8 protein-coding genes are annotated in these 17,014 nt (G+C 72.8%); 5 read left to right on the forward strand and 3 right to left on the reverse strand.

Annotated features, from left to right (window positions below; genetic code table 11):
- Positions 1-37: 37 nt before the first annotated feature.
- The 3 genes from IE198_RS31735 to IE198_RS31745 all read right to left on the reverse strand — a co-directional run bounded on the left by IE198_RS31735 (position 38) and on the right by IE198_RS31745 (position 6,002).
- On the reverse strand, positions 38-1,618 hold the full coding sequence (locus IE198_RS31735; protein ID WP_189892921.1) for an alpha/beta hydrolase: 1,581 nt from the start codon (positions 1,616-1,618) through the stop codon (positions 38-40).
- Between the two features lie 56 nt (positions 1,619-1,674).
- Positions 1,675-3,231 (reverse strand): alpha/beta hydrolase, encoded by a 1,557-nt coding sequence (locus IE198_RS31740; protein ID WP_189892923.1) that lies wholly within the window; start codon positions 3,229-3,231, stop codon positions 1,675-1,677.
- 107 nt (positions 3,232-3,338) lie between these two features.
- The gene (locus IE198_RS31745) at positions 3,339-6,002 is read right to left on the reverse strand and encodes a lysylphosphatidylglycerol synthase transmembrane domain-containing protein (RefSeq protein ID WP_189892925.1); all 2,664 of its coding nucleotides are present in this window, start codon (positions 6,000-6,002) and stop codon (positions 3,339-3,341) included.
- A 236-nt stretch (positions 6,003-6,238) separates the two neighbouring features.
- Here IE198_RS31745 and IE198_RS31750 point away from each other — a divergent pair, with 236 nt between their 5' ends.
- From IE198_RS31750 to IE198_RS31770, 5 genes are all read left to right on the forward strand, one after another.
- Positions 6,239-6,589, forward strand: a complete 351-nt coding sequence (locus IE198_RS31750) for an MGMT family protein (protein WP_189892927.1) — start codon at positions 6,239-6,241, stop codon at positions 6,587-6,589.
- Positions 6,590-6,777: 188 nt separating this feature from the next.
- Positions 6,778-10,449, forward strand: a complete 3,672-nt coding sequence (locus tag IE198_RS31755; protein WP_189892977.1) for an ATP-dependent helicase — start codon at positions 6,778-6,780, stop codon at positions 10,447-10,449.
- A 117-nt stretch (positions 10,450-10,566) separates the two neighbouring features.
- Positions 10,567-11,769, forward strand: a complete 1,203-nt coding sequence (locus tag IE198_RS31760; protein WP_189892929.1) for a hypothetical protein — start codon at positions 10,567-10,569, stop codon at positions 11,767-11,769.
- Positions 11,770-11,840: 71 nt separating this feature from the next.
- Positions 11,841-15,578 carry an ATP-dependent helicase gene (locus tag IE198_RS31765; protein WP_189892931.1) on the forward strand — a complete coding sequence of 1,246 codons (3,738 nt, stop codon included), beginning with the start codon at positions 11,841-11,843 and terminating at the stop codon, positions 15,576-15,578.
- A 10-nt stretch (positions 15,579-15,588) separates the two neighbouring features.
- The gene (locus IE198_RS31770) at positions 15,589-16,986 is read left to right on the forward strand and encodes a dipeptidase (protein ID WP_189892933.1); all 1,398 of its coding nucleotides are present in this window, start codon (positions 15,589-15,591) and stop codon (positions 16,984-16,986) included.
- The last annotated feature ends 28 nt before the right edge of the window (positions 16,987-17,014 follow it).

Below are 17,014 nucleotides of genomic sequence, written 5' to 3' on the forward strand. Positions count from 1 at the left end.
CCGGACCGCGGCGAGCGGTCGGGGGCCGTTGCGATGTTCAGGAGGAGCAGGTCGTGCCGTCCTCGGGCACCGTGCCGTCCAGCAGATAGGCGTCCACGACCTTGGTCACGCAGGTGCTGTTGCCGTACGCGCCGTGGCCCTCGCCCTTGTTGGTGACCAGTACCCCGACGCCCTCGCCCAACTCGTCGGCCGTCTTCCGCGCGCCCTCGTACGGTGTCGCCGGGTCGCCCGTCGTGCCGATCACCAGGATCGGTGCCGCGCCCTTCGCCGAGACGTCCGGGGTCGTGGCCGCGCCCTTGACGGGCCAGTCCGCGCACCCGGCGGCCAGCCCCCATGCGAGGGGAGGACCGAACACGGGCGAGACCTCGGTGAAGTCGGCGAGGTGACGGGACCTCTCCTCGGCCGTACTCCTCGCGACCTCGGTGTCCGCGCAGGTGATGGCGGCATGCGACTCGTTCTGACCGGAGTAGTGCCCTTCGCTGTCGCGGTTGTGGTACACGTCCGCGAAGGCCAGCAGCACGCTGCCGTCACCCCGCTCGGCGGCCTCGAGTCCGATGGTCAGGTACTGCCAGTCGCCCTGGGAGTAGAGCGGCTTGATGATCCCGATGATCGCGAGGCCCTCGGTCAGCTTCCTGCCGTCCTGCGTGGGCAGCGGCTGCCGGTCCAGCTTCTCGAGTAGCGCGACGATGCGCGCCGTGCCCTCCTCCGCGCCGATGCCGCGGCTCTTGAAGTAGTTCTCCAGGGCCCGCTGGAAGCCGAGCACCTGGTTGCGCGAGTGGGCCACGTCGTCGGCGGTCGAGTCGACGACGGCGTCCAGGACGAGCCGCCCGACGTTCCTCGGGTACAGGTGGGCGTAGACCCCGCCCAGTTCGGTGCCGTAGGAGAAGCCGACATAGTGGAGCTTCCTGTCGCCGAGGACCTGGCGAATCAGATCCATGTCGCGGGCCGTGTCGAGCGTGCCGACGCGCGGCAGCAGCCGGCCCGACCGCCGGGCGCAGTCCGCGCCGAAGTCCGCCGCGTCGGCCAGGTACGCCTTCTCCTCCGCCGCGTCGTCCGGAGTGGGGTCGATCGCCAGCGACCTCTCCGTCTCCGCGTCGTCGCGGCAGGTCACCGCCGAACTCCGGGCGACACCGCGCGGATCGAAGCCGACCAGGTCGTAGCGCTTGTTGAGATTGCGGTAGTCGTCGGCGGCGTGGGGCAGGGTGGCCACTCCGGAGCCGCCGGGACCGCCGAAGTTGAACAGCAGCGAGCCGATCCGCCGATCCGGCTGTCCGGCCTTCGCGCGGATCAGCGCGATGCCGATGGTCTCGCCGTCCGGGTCCGCGTAGTCGAGGGGCGCCTTGAGCGTGGCGCACTGCCACGGCGTGCCGGGCCTCTCCGCGTTGCTGCCGAGGGCCTCGACCGGCGCCTCGCAACCCGTCCAGTCCAGCTTCTGGCCGGTCAGTGCCGCGGGCAGCGCCCCCTGCGGCTCACCGCCGGCCGTCGGCTGCCCGGCGGAGACGGACGGCGCGTTCCGGCCGTCCGCCGCTGCACCCTTCCCGTCGTCGCACCCGGCGATCGTGCCCGCCGCCAACACGACGGCTGCGGCCAGCGCGCCCGCCCGTACCCGATGTCCCATGACGCCCCCCACGGCTTTTCGAAGACAGTTTCGACATCCTAGGCGGGCACCCGGGCCTACTTGCACACCGTGCCGCCGGTCGGCGGTCTGCCGCTCAGCAGGTACGTGTTCACGGCCTTTTGGACGCACGGACTGCTGTTGTACGAGCCGTGCCCCTCACCCTCGTAGGTGACCTCGACCGCCACGCCCTTGCCCAGCGCCTCTGCCATCGCCCGTGTGCCCTCGTAGGGCGTCGCCGGGTCGCCGGTGTTGCCGACCAGAACAACGGGCGGCGCGCCGGGCGCGGAGACGTCCGGATGGACCCAGGTACCGGGCACCGGCCACTTGCTGCAGCTCGCCTGTGCCCAGGCGAGGTACTCGCCGAAGACCGGGGAGGCCTTGCGGAACTCGGGCACCATGGCCTTGGCCTCGGCCAGGGTGTAGCGGGCCTTGGAGTCGACACAGCCGATGGCCGCGCCCGCCGCCTGAATGTTGCTGTAATTGCCGTCCTCGGAGCGCCCGTTCAACGCGTCGGAGAACGCCATCAGCAGGGCTCCGTTGCCGCCGTCGGCCTCGTCGAGGGCCTGTTCCAGCAGCTCCCAGTACTCCTGCGAGTAGAGGGTCTGGATGATGCCGTTCGCGGCCTGGCCCTCGGTGAGCATCCGCTCCCCGATGCCCCGGATCGGCTTCTTGTCGAGCCGGTCGAGGAAAGCGATGATCCAGGCCTCGATCTCCCGTACGGACGAACCGGGGAGCCGGCAGGCGTCGCCGCGGTCCAGACAGTCCTCGGCGAAGTTGGTGAGGGCCTGCTGGAATCCCCTTACCTGGCCGAGGGCGCCCTGGACGGAGTCCTGCGTCGGGTCGACGACGGCGTCGAAGACGGCCCGCCCGATGTTCTTCGGGTACAGGTGGGCGTAGACCCCGCCCAGCTCGGTGCCGTACGAGATGCCGAAGTAGTGCAGCTTCTCGTCGCCGAGGACCTGGCGCATCAGGTCCATGTCGCGGGCGGCGTTGAGGGTGCCGACGTACGGGAGTTCGCCCGCCGAGTTCTCCTCACAGGCTTCGGAGAACGTCTCGATCCCCTCCAGGAACCTCCTCTCCTCCGCGGCGTCGTCCGGCGTCGGATCCTCCGCGGCCTGCCTGTCGAGCTCCCTGTCGTCGAGACACTCCACGGGCACGCTGCGGCCCACTCCGCGCGGATCGAAGCTCACCAGGTCGTAACGGGCCCGCAGGCCGTCGTAGTCGGAGGCGAGGGACGGCAGCGTATGCACGCCGGAGGCACCCGGTCCGCCGAAGTTGAACAGGAGGGAGCCGATGCGGTTCTCGGTGTCGCGTGCCGGCGCCCGGATCAGGGCCAGCTCGATGGTCTCGCCGTCGGGCTTCGAGTGGTCCAGCGGGACGTCCATGAACGAGCACTCCCACTTCGCGCCACCCGGCAGCGGCGACGGCGGCGGCCCGCCGCCCTCCGCCTCCGACGGGGCGGGGCACGGGCGCCACTCCAGCTGCTGGGCGGCGAGGTCCTTCGGCCGGTCCTCGTCCCCGTTCCCACCGTCGGAACACCCGGCGGCGGCCAGCAGCACGGCTGTCACGGTGGCGGCGGCCGCGGCGCGCGCGGCGGGCGAAGTCATCGGCATACGGCCATCGTGCGCCGCACCCGCGTGCCCCGCATGGGCGAACGTCCATGCGGGTGGAGGTGCCGTGCGCTCCGCCACCCGGGTGAGCCGGGTGGCGGGACGTTCCGTCAGAGAGAGCCCTTGCGGGTGAGATGCGTGAACGCGAACCAGCCCGGCAGGACCGGCAGCCACAACGTCATCGTCCGGTACAGCAGCACGGCGGGCGCAGCGACCTCCTTCGGCACGCCCACCAGCACCAGACCACCCAGCAGCGCGCCCTCGACGGCGCCGACACCGCCGGGAGTCGGCGCGGCGGAACCCAGCGCGTTGCCCGCGAGGAACACCACCGCGATGCTGGCGTAGCTCACCGGCTGGTTGCCGCCGTCGAACGCCCTGACCGACGCGTCCAGGCAGAGCACGAACACGCCCGTCAGCAGCAACATCCCGCCGATGCCGGTGAGCAGCTTCACCGGCCGCTGCAGCACGTCGAGCATGCGCGGCACCACCCCGGCGAACAGGGACCGCAGCCGCGTCGCGACGAACTTCCGCAGGAACGGGATCGCCGTCACCACCAGCACCAGCACGGCGACCGTCAGCAGACCGGCGATCACGGTCCTGGACGGGGTGAGCGACGCGGTCTTCTCCGTGCCGGTGAGGTAACCGAACGAGAGCAGCAGCAGGATGTGCGCACCGAGTCCGAAGAGCTGCGAGGCGCCGACACTGGCCACGGCGAGACCCGGCCGGACACCCGAGCGCTGCAGGAACCGGGTGTTCAGGGCGACGCCACCGACCGCCGCCGGGGCGACGATCTTGACGAACGACCCGGCGACCTGCGCCAGCACGGTCCGCAGGAAACCGACCCGTTCCGGGACGAACCCCAGCAGGCTCATGGCCGCCGCGAAGTAGCTGAGCGCGGAGAACAGCAGGGCCGCCGCCACCCAGCCCCAGTGGGCGTTCGCGAACACCGTGCCGAAGTCGATGCCCGCGATCTGCGACAGCAGGAAGTAGGCGGCGACGGCGCCGGCGATGAAGCTGACGAGCGTGCGGGGTCTGATCCGCTCCAGCCGGACCGGCTCCACCGGCGCCTGTGGCCTGATCAGCAGCACCTGCCGGCGGATCCGGGAGAGCAGGTCCTCCTCGCGCGCTTCGTCCATGGCCTCGTCCATGGCCCGCTTGTCGGCCTGCTTCTCCGCGCGCTCCACCTTGCGGGCCGCTTTGCGGTCGTCGGCCGCGAGCGCCTCGGTCCGGGCCCGCTTCGCGGCCTCGGAGGCCTCCAGCACCGCCTCACGCTCACGCTCCGCCCGCTCGCGTGCCTGCTGGCGCAGGGTCGCCCGGGTCGAGCGGCTCAGCGCGATCGGCTGGAGCAGCGGCAGACAGTCGGCGACCTTGTCGGGGCCGAGCACGTCGACTGCCGCGGTCACCGCGCGGCCGGCGCCCACCCGCAGCCCGAGGGTGGTCAGCAACTGGGCGATGTCCATCCGCAGCACCACGTCGCCGGCGGCGATGTCGCCGCCGCGCAGATCCGTGACGATCACCTGGCCGCCGGGGTCCACCAGGATCGCGTCGCCGGCGAGACGGCGGTGCGCGATGCGGCGCGAATGCAGTGCCTTCACCTGCTGCCAGGCGCCGCGCACCACGTCGTCGGTGATCTCGTCGTCCGACAGCGAGTCCAGGGAACGGCCGCCGGAGTGCTCGTAGACGAGCATCACGGCGTCGGGGCCGAGTTCGGACGTGGCGATCAGCTTGGGGGCGTTGGCGCCGGCGGCGATCGCCGCGTACGCCAGCAGGGCCTCCTGCTCCAGGGCCTGGCGCAGAGACTGGATGGAGCGCCGGGTGGTGATGGAGCGCAGCGTCAGCCGGCGCCACACCCGGTAGAAGAAGCCCTGCGCCTGCTGCTCCCGGTCGACGACGGTGACGTCGAGCGGCGGGCCGTCCTCCAGCGACACCAGATAGCGGCGGCCGCGGTCCTGGTCCGCGTTCTCCGGGACGTCGTCCTCCGCGCGCATGGCGGTAACCGGGCGGAAGCCGACGTGGCGCAGTCCGGTGAGCAGGTTCTGGCCGGTGGGCCGGACGTTCGGCGAGCCAACGGCGTACAGGGTGCCGTACGCGACGGTCCAGCCCAGCAGCACGGTCAGCAGGACGGAGAACGGTGTGGTGTAGCCGGCCACCAGCATCGCGAAGGCGTCGAGCATCAGCACCATCCACAGCACCACGCGCCAGCGTGGCCTGCGGGCCATGCCCACGGCCGTCATGTAGGCGATGACCGGGGCGAGATAGCCGTGCACCGGGTCGGTCAGCTCGCCGCCGGTCTGCTGCTGGGTCAGGGCGTCCTGGAGGGTGCCCGGCGCGCTCTTGGAGACCCAGAGGTCGGTGGCGAGAGTGACCCCGTGGGCGAGGACCGCGGCGAGCACACCGTCCGCGATCCGCAGCCCGTCCCGTTTGATCAGTCGCTCGATGGCGAAGGCGACGGGGACGAGGAGCACGGCGATGCTGGACGCCAGGCCGGCGATCTTGACCAGCAGGTCGGGGGCCTGTCCGGTGCCCTTGTTGATGTCCTGCTCGAGACCGCTCGTGGTGCCCTGGGCGAACGCCGCGACGGCCAGGACGACCGCGATCGCCAGAATGCCGATGAGCAGCCGCATCAGGTCCGACGGGCGGTGCACACGGGCGGCGAGCAGCGGCTCGTCCCCGGAGACGCGGTCCGCGTGGGCCACTTCGGTCACCCCGTCCGGGACCGGCGTTTTCGGTTGCGGCTCGGAATCAGGGGTGCCTGCTGCCTTCGAAGGCTGCACTCCCTGCTCCTTCGCCGTCTCGGTCTCTTCTTGATCTCGTATCACCAGTCACCGCCCGCATGATGGTGGCACGACCGGCCGACAGAGGGGGGCAGCAGGGTGCAGTGCGGGGGCACGAGGCGCGTACGGTACACCTCTTTGCCTCCCATGTGCCCTCCCATGTGCCGATTCTCCCCCCGGTCGCCGGGGAGCTCACGGCCACAGCACTGTCGGTGCCGTACGGCAGGATGGGTCGGATGGACGAGCTGCCTGAGTACGCCGAGCGGGTTCTGCAGGTCGCCGAGCTGATCCCGCCGGGCCGGGTCATGACCTACGGGGACGTCGCGGAGTGGCTCGGCGAGGCGGGCCCCCGCCAGGTCGGCCGGGTCATGGCGCTGTACGGCGGCGGCGTGCCCTGGTGGCGTGTCGTGCGCTCCGACGGGGTCCTGCTCCCGGGCCACGAGCTGCGCGCCCTGGATCGGTACCGCGCGGAAGGAACCCCGCTGCGCGGAGCGTCCCGCGCAGCGGAGGGCCATCTGCCGCGCCTCGACATGAAACGTGCGCGATGGGACGGCGTCGGGGCGCAAAGCGACGAAGCTCACATATGACAGCTTCCGCCAAGCGGCGACCGTAAGGGGAGTGCGAAGACCGTACGGGGTACGGGACGGCACCGCCGTCCGACGCCGACCCCCTGCCGTAGCGTCTTCAGCGCGCGGCGCGCACCTCAGTCTCACCACCAGCAGACCCACCAGGACCGGCGAACCACGTGAGCTCCTCCTCCTCCACCACCGGGCGTATGCCGTACCCGCAGCAGGTACGGCAGGGGATCCCCCCGCGCCCGCAGAGCCGCAGGGAGGGGTCCCCGGGCGCGTACCGGCTGGTGCGGACCCCTCCGGGCCCGGTGGTTCCCCCTCTCCTTGACGCAGCTCAGCGCGCGGTGGTTGACCACGGAGAAGGGCCGCTGTTGGTGCTCGCCGGACCCGGCACCGGCAAGACGACAACGCTCGTGGAGGCCGTCGCCGCGCGGATCGCGAAGGGCGCGGACCCGGCCCGCATCCTCGTCCTCACTTTCAGTCGCAAGGCGGCGGTGGAACTGCGCGACCGGATGGCACTGCGGCTGGGCGACGCCCGGGGGCCGCAGGCGACGACGTTCCACTCGTTCTGCTACGCGCTGGTCCGCGCCCGCCAGGACGCCGACCTGTTCTCCGAGCCGCTGCGGCTGCTGTCCGGCCCCGAGCAGGACGTCGCCGTCCGGGACCTGCTCGCCGGCCAGATCGGCCTCCCCGGCGGCAGGGTGCGCTGGCCCGACGAGCTGCGGGCCTGCCTCACCACCCGCGGCTTCGCCGACGAAGTGCGCGCCGTGCTCGCCCGCAGCCGGGAGCTGGGCCTCGGTCCCGACTCCCTGGCGCGCTTCGCGGCGCGCACCGGGCGGCCGGACTGGGGGGCCGCCGCGTCCTTCCTCGCCGAGTACCTGGACGTCCTCGACCTCCAGGGCGTGCTCGACTACGCGGAACTGGTGCACCGGGCCGTGCTGCTCGCCGAGGACGCGCCCCTCCCCTCCTACGACGCGGTGTTCGTGGACGAGTACCAGGACACCGACCCCGCGCAGGTGAGGCTGCTGAGGGCGCTCGCGGGCGGCGGGCGGACGCTGGTCGCCTTCGGCGACCCGGACCAGTCGATCTACGCCTTCCGCGGCGCGGACGTGAACGGCATCCTCGACTTCACCGACGCCTTTCCGCAGGCCGGCGGCCGGCCGGCCGGGGTCGCGGTACTGACCACCGCCCGGCGCAGCGGAGAGACGCTGCTGGAGGCGACCCGGCTGCTGACCCGACGGATGCCGCTGACGCGGCTGCCGTCCGACAAGGTGCGCGCGCACCGCGAACTCGCGCCGGTACGCGAGGGCGGCCGGGTCGAGGCGTACACCTACCCGACGGCCTCGGCGGAACTCGACAACATCGCGGACATCCTGCGCCGCGCCCACCTCGAGGACGGCGTCCCCTGGCACGAGATGGCGGTCCTCGTCCGCGCGGGCGGCCGAACGATCCCGTCGATCCGCCGTGCCCTGACGTCGGCGGGTGTCCCCCTCGAGATCGACGGCGACGACGTCGCCCTCCGCCACGAACCTGCGGTCGCCCCGCTCCTGACCGCCCTCCGCACGGTCGCGACGGCCGCGGCGGGCCGCGGGGCGGGTGCCGGGCACGGCGATGGCGCGCCGGAAGGGCCGACCTCCCCGCCGGACGCGGAGGTGGGCGCTGCCCCGCCCGGTGCGGCGGCGGACGGCGGCGTGACCGAAGCGACGGCTGCCCCGGCGGGCACCGGGGCCGGCGGCGACACCGGACATGTGGCGGCGTCCGTGTCCGAGGCGCTGCCCGGCAGGGCGGCGGTGGGTGCCGCGTCAGGCAATGGGGCGCACCCATCCGGTCATACAGCCGGGGCGGAGGTTCCGGCGGCGCCGCGGCCGGCCGGTGCGGCCGAGGGGCACGAGGAGGCCGACGGCGAGCGCCACGGGGCCGCCCCGCTCGACGGCACGCCCGGCGGCCCAGAGGCTGACACCGCCGGGGGCCCCGACCTCCCCGGGCGGGAGGGGGCAGCGGGCTGGATCGACACCGAGACCGCCATCAGCCTCCTCACCTCCCCCCTCGGCGGCATGGACACCGCCGACCTCCGTCGTCTGGGCCGGGCCCTGCGGGACGAGGAGCGGGCCGGCGGCAACCTGCTGCCGCCGCCCTCCGACCAACTGCTCGCCCGCGCCCTTGCCGAGCCGGAGCGACTCGTCGCTCACGACCCCGCGTACGCCCGCGGTGCCCAGCGGCTCGGCGTGCTGCTGCGCAAGGCGCGCGAGCTCCTCGAGGGCGGCGGCACCGCCGAAGAGGCTTTGTGGCAGCTGTGGGACGGCACTCCGTGGCCCGGCCGCCTGGAGCGCGCCGCCTTCCGCGGTGGCGCGGCCGGCCGTAACGCGGACCGCGACCTTGACGCCGTCTGCGCTCTCTTCGAGACCGCCGCCCGCGCCGAGGAGCGCACCGGCGGCCGCGGCGCCCTGAACTTCATCGAGGAGATCGAGGCACAGGACATCGCCGCCGACACCCTCTCCGGGCGCGAGGCCCGCCCGGGCGCCGTCCGGCTGATGACGGCCCACCGTTCCAAGGGTCTGGAGTGGAGCCTGGTCGTCGTCGCAGGGGTGCAGGAGGGCCTGTGGCCCGACCTCCGCCGCCGGGGCTCCCTCCTGGAGGCGGACCGCATCGGACGCGACGGTCTCGCGGAGCCGCTCACCCCCGGCGCCCTGCTGGCGGAGGAGCGCCGGCTCTTCTACGTTGCGGCCACCCGCGCCCGGGACCGTCTCGTCGTCACCGCGGTCAAGGCCGCCGCGGACGACGGCGACCAGCCCTCCCGTTTCCTGACCGAGCTCGGCGTGGAGCCGTGCGACGTCACGGGCCGTCCGCGCCGCCCTCTCGCCGTCGCCCCGCTCGTCGCCGAGCTCCGTGCCACCACCGTGGACCCGGACGCCTCCCCGGAGCTGCGGGACACCGCCGCCCGTCGGCTCGCCCGCCTCGCCGCCCTGACGGACGACGAGGGCCGGCCGCTCGTGCCCGCCGCACACCCCTACCGCTGGTGGGGCCTGTACGACACCACCCAGAGCGCGAAACCGCTGCGCGACCGGGACCGGCCGGTCACGCTCTCCGGCAGCGCACTGGACCAGCTGGCCAACAGCTGTGCGCTCCAGTGGTTCCTCGGCCGTGAGGTGAAGGCGGACGTCCCCGCGACCGCTGCCCAGGGCTTCGGCAACGTGGTGCACGTGCTCGCCGACGAGGTCGCCTCCGGCCGTACCCCCGCCGATCTCGCCGTCCTGATGGAGCGGCTCGACTCGGTGTGGGACGCGCTGGTCTTCGACGCCCCGTGGAAGTCGCAGCAGGAAAAGCAGCACGCGCGGGTCGCACTCGAACGATTCCTGCGCTGGCACGTCATGGACCGTGGCGGACGCACCCCCGCCGCGACCGAACACGACTTCGACGTGACCCTGGCCGCAGGCGAGTTCGAGGTACGCATCCGGGGCTCCATGGACCGTGTCGAGCAGGACGAGCAGGGCCGTGCGTACGTCGTCGACTTCAAGACGGGCAAGCAGACGCCCACGAAGGAAGAGGTCGCCCGCCATCCGCAGCTGGCCGTGTACCAGCTCGCCGTCCGCGAAGGCGCACTCGACGAGGTCTTCGACGGTCACCGGCCCGAGCCGGGCGGCGCCGAACTCGTACAGCTGCGTCAGCCGGCCGCCAAGAAGGAGGGTGGCGAGGCCCTGCCCAAGATCCAGGCGCAGGAGGCGCTCGCGGGTGAGTGGGTGGGCGATCTGCTCGCCACCGCGGCCGGCCGTGTGCTCGATGAGCGCTTCACGCCCTCCACCGGCCAGCACTGTGCGCACTGCACCTTCCGCGCCTCGTGCAGCGCGCAGCCGGAGGGCCGCCAAATAGTCGAATGAGTCGGATGACCGGTGTGTTTGTCATGCGACGTCACATTCGCGTGGATCCAATGGAGATCGCGGCCGCCGCAACCGGCCGATGGCGGGGGCCCACCCGGATCTGCGAGGAGAGACGACATGACGGCCAAGCGGAAGTCCCTGGCGACGGTGGTGGCCTGCGCGAGCGCCATCGTCGCGCTGGCAGGTTGTTCCCAGGACGGTGACATCAAGGCCAAGGGGGCCTCCGGGGAGCGAAAGGGGCCGGTGGCCGCGACGAGCGGCGATTCCGGTGACTCGCTGGCCGGCCTGAATGCGGGTCAGATCGCCGACAAGGCGGTCGAGGCCACCAAGACCGCCAAGTCGCTGGCCATGGCGGGCCGGATCGAGAAGGACGGCGAGCCGGTCTCCATCGACCTCGCCCTGGCCTCCGCGCAGAACTGCTCCGGACGGCTCGGCATCAAGGGCGGCAGGGCCGAGCTTCGCCAGGTGGACGAGACGATGTACCTGAAAGGCGATGCCCAGTTCTGGCTGGCCTCGCTTCAGGAGGGTTCCTCCGCCTCTCCCGACGGGCCCGACAGCGGGGCCGTGACGGAGCTGATGACGGGCCGCTGGATCAAGATGCCCGCTGGGGCCATCAAGGACACGGACCGCGTCTGCGACCTGGACGCGATCTTCGCCCGGATGGACGTGGACGAGGCGGACCGGAAGCAGATGACCAAGGGACCGGACTCGGAGGTCGACGGCGAACCGACGGTGACCCTGGTGAAGCGGCAGCAGGGCGAGACGACGAGGGTCCATGTCGCCAAGAAGGGCAAGCCTCGAATCCTCAAGATCGTCAGGACGGGTGGTGACGAGACCGGCACGGTCCTCCTCTCCGGCTACGACAAGCCGGTCGATGTCGAGGCCCCACCGTCCGACGAGGTCGTCGACCTGGACAATCTGACCGGGGGTGCGGGCCTCGGGTTCGAGGCGGGCGAGGAGGCGGGCGAGGAGACGGGCGAGGAGACGGGCGAGGAGACGGGCGAGGAGACGGGGGAGGACGGCGGCATGGACGAGGAGTCCGGCACGCGGCCGGACGTCGGCCTCGGGGCGGGTACGGACGAGCCGGCGGACGCCGCGACGGAAGCCGAGGCGGACTCCGGGACCGGGACCGGGAGGGGCGCCGATGCCGAGTCCGACGGCGACACCGACTCGGGCGCCGGCTCCCGTGCCGACTCCGATTCCGGTACCGACTCCGATTCCGGTACCGACTCCGATTCCGGTACCGACTCCGACTCCGGTCCCGGTACCGACACCGGATCCGGCGCCGGCTCCGCCGCGGACGGCGAGACGCCGTCCTAGACCTCTCCCTGGGCATATCGGGAGACATATGGGGACCACTGCTGTCAGTGGTCCCCACTAGCCTCTACGGGGTGACCGCACGCATCACCGACCCCGAGCAGCTCAAGGAGCTCCTCGGCATCCCCTTCACGCAGGAGCAGACGGCCTGCATCACCGCGCCGCCCGTCCCTCAGGTCGTCGTGGCCGGAGCCGGTTCGGGGAAGACGACGGTCATGGCGGCCCGGGTGGTCTGGCTCGTCGGTACCGGGCAGGTGGCCCCGGAGCAGGTCCTCGGCCTCACCTTCACCAACAAGGCCGCGGGCGAGCTCGCCGAGCGCGTCCGCACCGCCCTCGTCCGGGCGGGGGTGACGGACCCCGACGTCATCGATCCGGACAATTTGCCGGGCGAGCCGCGCATCTCCACGTACCACGCCTTCGCGGGCCGGCTCCTCACGGACCACGGCCTGCGCATCGGACTCGAACCGACCGCCCGCCTGCTCGCCGACGCCACCCGCTACCAGCTCGCCGCCCGTGTGCTGCGTGAGGCCCCAGGGCCGTATCCGGCGCTCACCCGATCCTTCCCGTCCCTCGTCAGCGATCTGCTCGCGCTCGACGGGGAGCTCGCCGAACACCTGGTGGCCCCCGACCGGCTGGAGGCGTACGACTCCGAGCTGCTGCGCACCCTGGAGGGCGCGCGACTGAGCAACGCCGACCTCCGCAAGATCCCGGAGGCCGCAGAGGCCCGCCGTGAACTGCTCGACCTGACGGTCCGGTACCGCGCGGCCAAGCAGGAGCGGGAACTCCTCGACTTCGGCGACCAGATCGCCCTGTCCGCGGAACTGGCGCTCACCCGCCCGGAGGTGGGCGCCCTCCTGCGCGACGAATTCCGGGTCGTCCTGCTCGACGAGTACCAGGACACGTCGGTGGCGCAACGGCTGCTGCTGTCGGGCCTGTTCGGACAGGGCACGGGCCACGCGGTCACCGCGGTCGGCGACCCCTGCCAGGCGATCTACGGCTGGCGCGGAGCCTCCGTCGCCAACCTCGACGACTTCCCGCTGCATTTTCCGTACGCCGACGGCAGCCCCGCCACCCGCTACTCGCTCAGCGAGAACCGCCGCAGCGGCGGACGGCTGCTGCACCTCGCCAACCGCCTCGCCACCCCGCTGCGCGCCATGCACGAAGGCGTCGAGGCGCTGCGGCCCGCCCCCGGGGCGGAGCGGGACGGCATGGTGCGATGTGCCCTGCTGCCGACGCACGCCGAGGAGATCGAGTGGCTCGCCGACTCCATCGCCCACCTGGTGCGCACCGGCAAGGAGCCCGGCGAGATCGCGGTCCTGTGCCGTACCGCGGGCGACTTCCCCGAGATCCAGGGCGCCCTGGTCGCCCGCGACGTCCCTGTCGAGGTCGTCGGCCTGTCCGGGCTCCTGCATCTGCCGGAGGTCGCCGATCTGGTCGCCGTGTGCGAGGTCCTCCAGGACCCGGGCGCCAACGCCTCGCTCGTGCGTCTCCTGACCGGCCCCCGGTGGCGCATCGGGCCGCGCGACCTGGCGCTCCTCGGCCGCAGGGCTCGGCTGCTCGTGCACCGCGCCACCGCGGACGACGACCCCGACCAGCGCCTCGCCGCAGCGGTGGAGGGTACCGACCCCGCCGAGATCGTCTCCCTCGCCGACGCGCTCGACACGTTCCTCGAGTCGGCCGGCGGCGAGGACGACGGACTGCCCTTCTCCCCGGAGGCACGGGTCCGCTTCGCACGACTCGCCGCCGAACTGCGGGACCTCCGGCGCTCGCTGGCCGACCCGCTGATGGACGTCCTGCACCGGGTGCTCTCGACCACCGGCCTCGAGGTCGAACTGTCCGCCTCGCCCCACGCCCTGGCCGCGCGCCGCCGCGAGACCCTCGCCAACTTCCTCGACACGGCCGCCGGTTTCGCCGCGCTGGACGGGGAAGCGACCCTGCTGGCCTTCCTCGGCTTCCTGCGCACCGCCGCACAGTACGAGAAGGGCCTCGACAACGCCCTCCCCGGCGGCGAGAACACGGTCAAGGTGCTCACCGCGCACAAGTCCAAGGGCCTGGAGTGGGACGTCGTCGCCGTCCCCGGGCTCGTCGCCAAACACTTCCCGAACGACCAGGCGCGGGAGGCGTGGACGTCCCAGTCCAAGGTCCTTCCGCATGCCCTGCGGGGAGACGCGGACACGCTGCCCGACGTCGGGTCGTGGGACGCCTGGGGGCTGAAGGCCTTCAAGGAGGCGATGAAGGACCATCAGCACACGGAGGAACTCCGCCTCGGATACGTGACCTTCACCCGTCCCCGCTCGCTGCTCCTCGGCTCCGCGCACTGGTGGGGGCCCAGCCAGAAGCGGCGGCGCGGTCCGTCGGAGTTCCTGCAGGCGCTGTACGACCACTGTGAGCAGGGGTACGGCGAGATCGAGGTCTGGGCGGAGGAACCGGAGGAGGACGCGGAGAACCCGGCGCTCGGCGCTGCCACCGCTGACCACGCCTGGCCGCTGCCGCTGGACCCCGTCTCCCTCTCCCGCCGCCGCGCCGCGGCCGACACGGTCCTGGCCCACCTCGAGACACTGACGACGCCACCGCCCGCCTCGGAGGAGTCCGAGGAATGGGACTGGCCCCCGGAGCCCCCTGCCGAGGACGACGTCCCACCCCCCTTCGACGACCTCGCCATCCCCCACCAGTCCACTCCGCCCGACGCCCCGCCACCGCCGTCTCCTCGGCCCGGTGCCGACACCCCGGGACGGTCCGCCGCGCCGGACGCGCCCGGGCCGGGCGACGCCGCCGCGCCGGGCCGCCCGGTCGGCGTGGGCGCGCCCCGGGAGGCCGGCGCCGGGACCGGCGAGTCGGCGCGTCCGCGTCGGGGCCCCGACGCGGACGCGCCGGGTGCGCTGAGCGACGCCGCCGCGTCGCCGCTTCCGCGCGGCGACGCGGTGGCGTCCTCCGGTTCCGGCGCGTCCCCGCAGGGGGACGGCTTCGGCCCCGGCAGTGCCGGAGCGACCGCTGCTTCGGGGGCGGGGCCGTCAGACTCCGAGGACCGGGGGGCCGGGGGCTTGGCCCCCCTTCCGGGAAGCGGCGGGGCGGTGGCGAACCTCACCCCGGAGGACGCCCGCACCATTGCCTCCTGGGACCGCGACCTCGACGCCCTCGTCGGCGAACTCCGCCGCAACCGTGCCACCGTCCGCGACGTCCTCGTGCCGCCCTCCCTCTCCGCGTCCCAACTGCTCCGTCTCGCCGCCGACCCCGACGGCTTCGCCCGGGAGCTGGCCCGCCCCATGCCCCGTCCGCCGCAGCCCGCAGCCCGCAGGGGCACCCGGTTCCACGCCTGGGTGGAGTCGCGTTTCGAGGAGCTCCCGCTGCCCATGCTCGGCCCCGACGAGCTTCCGGGCGGCGCCGGGGACATCGGCGGCGCCGACGAGCACGACATCGCCGACGAGCAGGACCTGGCCGCACTCAAGGAGGCCTTCGAGCGCACGCCGTACGCCCGCCGCACCCCGCACCGCGTCGAGGTGCCGTTCCAGTTCACGCTCGCCGGCCGCGTCGTCCGGGGCCGTATCGACGCCGTGTACCGGACCGGGGAGGACACGTACGAGATCGTCGACTGGAAGACCGCGCGGGGCGGCACCGCGGACCCCCTCCAACTCGCCGTCTACCGCCTCGCGTGGGCCGAGCAGCACGGCATACCGCTCGACGCCGTGACTGCCACATTCGTGTTCGTCCGCACCGGCGAGGTCGTGCATCCGAGCGGTCTGCCAGACCGTGCCGGACTGGAGCGCATCCTGCTGGGTGGGACGGCCGACGAGGCCGACGCCGTCGCCCGTTAGGCTCAGGAGCATGAGCGAGACCCCGGACAATGCCGTCCGTACGTACATAGAGCAGCACCGCGCCGCCTTCCTCGACGACCTCGCCGAGTGGCTGCGCATCCCGTCGGTGTCGGCACAGCCCGAGCACGACGGGGACGTACGGCGCAGCGCCGAGTGGCTCGCGGTCAAGCTCGCCCGGACCGGCTTCCCGGTCGCCGAGATCTGGCCCACGCCCGGCGCCCCCGCGGTGTTCGCCGAGTGGCCGTCCGGCGAACCGGACGCGCCGACCGTGCTGGTCTACGGCCACCACGACGTGCAGCCCGCCGCCCGCGAGGACGGCTGGCACTCGGACCCCTTCGAGCCGCGGATCGCGGACGGCCGGATGTACGGCCGCGGCGCCGCCGACGACAAGGGCCAGGTGTTCTTCCACACCCTGGGCGTGCGCGCCCACCTCGCGGCCACCGGCCGCACCGCCCCGGCCGTCAACCTCAAACTGCTGATCGAGGGTGAGGAGGAATCGGGCTCCACGCACTTCCGTGCCCTCGTCGAACGGCAGGCCGGGCGCCTCGCCGCCGACGTCGTGATCGTCTCCGACACGGGCATGTGGTCGAAGACCACGCCCACGGTCTGCACCGGCATGCGCGGCCTCGCCGACTGCGAGATCACGCTGTACGGCCCCGACCAGGACATCCACTCCGGATCCTTCGGCGGCGCCGTCCCCAACCCGGCTACCGTCGCGGCCCGGCTCGTCGCCGCGCTGCACGACGAGAACGAGCAGGTCACCATCCCCGGCTTCTACGAGGGAGTCGCGCCGCTCACAGACGCCGAGCGGGAGCTCTTCGCCGAGCTCCCCTTCGACGAGGAGACGTGGCTGGGCACCGCCAAGTCCCACGGGACGCTCGGCGAGGCGGGCTACTCCACGCTCGAGCGCATCTGGGCCCGCCCGACGGCCGAGCTGAACGGCATCGGCGGTGGATACCAGGGCCCCGGCGGCAAGACGATCATCCCGTCGACCGCGCAGCTCAAGCTGTCGTTCCGGCTGGTCGCCGGGCAGGAACCGGACAAGATCGAGCGGGCCGTCGCCGACTGGGTGGCCGGACAGGTCCCCGACGGTATCCGCCACAAGATCGTCTTCGGGGCCGCCACCCGGCCGTGTCTGACCCCGCTCGACCACCCGGCCCTCCAGTCGGTCGTACGGGCGATGGGCCGGGCCTTCGACGGCCACAAGATCCGTTTCACCCGCGAGGGCGGATCAGGACCCGCGGCCGACCTGCAGGACGTGCTCGGCGCGCCCGTGCTCTTCCTGGGCATCTCCGTACCGTCCGACGGCTGGCACGCACCGAACGAGAAGGTCGAGCTGGACCTGCTCCTCAAGGGTGTGGAGACGACCGCCCATCTGTGGGGCGACATGGCCGAATCCCTTCGCTGAACACATTCACCGATCCGTCCGGGGGAGT

The organism is Streptomyces xantholiticus, assembly GCF_014651015.1.
Classification (GTDB): domain Bacteria; phylum Actinomycetota; class Actinomycetes; order Streptomycetales; family Streptomycetaceae; genus Streptomyces; species Streptomyces xantholiticus.

What these genes read in the sequence shown, in the direction of transcription:
- IE198_RS31735 (WP_189892921.1), bottom strand. Translation starts at nt 1,618, where the DNA reads ATGGGACATCGGGTACGGGCGGGCGCGCTGGCCGCAGCCGTCGTGTTG.
- IE198_RS31740 (WP_189892923.1), bottom strand. Translation starts at nt 3,231, where the DNA reads ATGCCGATGACTTCGCCCGCCGCGCGCGCCGCGGCCGCCGCCACCGTG.
- IE198_RS31750 (WP_189892927.1), top strand. Translation starts at nt 6,239, where the DNA reads ATGGACGAGCTGCCTGAGTACGCCGAGCGGGTTCTGCAGGTCGCCGAG.
- IE198_RS31755 (WP_189892977.1), top strand. Translation starts at nt 6,778, where the DNA reads ATGCCGTACCCGCAGCAGGTACGGCAGGGGATCCCCCCGCGCCCGCAG.
- IE198_RS31760 (WP_189892929.1), top strand. Translation starts at nt 10,567, where the DNA reads ATGACGGCCAAGCGGAAGTCCCTGGCGACGGTGGTGGCCTGCGCGAGC.
- IE198_RS31770 (WP_189892933.1), top strand. Translation starts at nt 15,589, where the DNA reads ATGAGCGAGACCCCGGACAATGCCGTCCGTACGTACATAGAGCAGCAC.